Source organism: Micromonospora sp. NPDC048830 (genome assembly GCF_043198215.1).
Lineage (GTDB): Bacteria > Actinomycetota > Actinomycetes > Mycobacteriales > Micromonosporaceae > Micromonospora.
The window spans coordinates 1-1,531 of sequence record NZ_JBICUP010000130.1 but is presented as its reverse complement, the minus strand read 5'-3'; the positions used below and the strand labels follow the sequence as shown (position 1 = coordinate 1,531).

Below are 1,531 nucleotides of genomic sequence, written 5' to 3'. Positions count from 1 at the left end.
CAAGGCCGTGAAGTTAAGGATCGCTCTGGTCTGTCAATGCGGGTTGGCCTGCGACGATGTCGATGGTGAGGGTGGCGAGGTAGCTCCTGCGGTCGACGCCGAGGCTCTTGTAGGCGTAGCGGGACAGGGGTCGTTTGACCGCGCGGGGGCTGACGCGTAGGCGCCGTTCGGGCATGAGGTTGTCCAGCAGGTGGCGTCCGATAGTTCCGATGAGGTCGATGGTCGTCTCGGCGATGACGTTCGCGGCCTGCACGATCAGGTCCCGGGCTGTCTGCACGGCGAGGGTGAAGCCGGCCCGGTCCGGATCGACTCCGCCGGCGGCGTCCGCGGTGTCGGCGATCGCGATCCGTATCACCTGGTAGACCGTGAGCAGGGCGTAGATCTCCTGGGCGATGAGTGCCGGGACGGGTGAGCGCAGCACCCGACGGCCCAGCAGCGTCGATTTGATTTCCAGGTAGGCGGACTCGACCTCCCATCTCTCGTGATACAGCTTCACGACCTCGAACGCCGGGAACCGCCGGTGATCGAGCAGGGTGGTAGCCAGCCGGTAGACACCGGTTCGGGTCCCGGCGGTCGTGGAGATGGTGATCTCACACGCGATGATCCGGACCCGCACGCCGCCGATGATCGAGGTGTACGAGCCGTCGTGGTGCCGTGCGAGGACCGGCGGCCTACGGTTGCCGTTCAACCGGACGAGGAACTGCGCGCCGGTGCCGGCCACCGCAGCGAGGAAGGTGTTGCTGTCGAAGCCCCGGTCCAGCAACACGATCATGCCGGTGTGCAGGCTGCGGACCAGCCGCAGCGCGTGAGTGGTCTCGCCGTCGCTGCGGGGGCCGAACACCGCGTCGATGACGGCCCTCGTGCCGCAGGCGACCAGGGCCACCACACGTACCTGCGGGTACCCGGCGGTGCCATGTTGGCTGCGGTTCTTACCCAGACCCGCGGCGTTGCCCGACGAGTCGGGCACGTCGAGCACGGTCCCGTCGATCGCGGTCACTACCAGGGCGCACCACCACACCCCGGCAGTGCGGATCCCGGCCGCCGGACCCCGCAGCAGCTCGAACAGCGCCCGTAACGGGGCGACGCCGACCCGGACCCGGGCATGCCACAACCCGGTCGCCGACGGGCGGGTCAACCCGAGCCCGCCGAGGCCGGCGACGAGCTTGTCCCACACTCCGAGGTAACCCACCTCGGCGAACAACCCGGCCGCCAGCAGGAGGTACACCACCACCCGTGAGGGCAGTAGCCGCAGACGCTGCTGCGTGCGGCCGGTCTCCGCCAGCACAGCGTCGACCATCTCGAACGGCACGATCCGAGTGAGTTCCCCGAGATGGCCCGGCGCGAAGACGCCCTTCGCCACCGTGATCACCCGGGTGATGACAGAATGCTCCGACAGCGGGACTCCCTCGTAGCTGGCTGGTCTTGGTCGACAAGCCGTTCTACCGGAGTCCCGCTGCCTCTCTACCGGCACCCTCCATCATGCTCAGGCAGCCCTTGACATCAGGCCCAACGCCTTAACTTCACGGCCTTG

1 protein-coding gene is annotated in these 1,531 nt (G+C 68.1%); it reads right to left on the bottom strand.

All coding sequences use genetic code 11. The annotated features are described in order from the left end of the window. Positions 1 to 13 precede the first annotated feature (13 nt). Positions 14 to 1,369, bottom strand: coding sequence for an IS4 family transposase (locus tag ACGFIZ_RS34220; protein WP_393427452.1), 1,356 nt, complete (start codon positions 1,367 to 1,369; stop codon positions 14 to 16). Between the last annotated feature and the right edge of the window lie 162 nt (positions 1,370 to 1,531).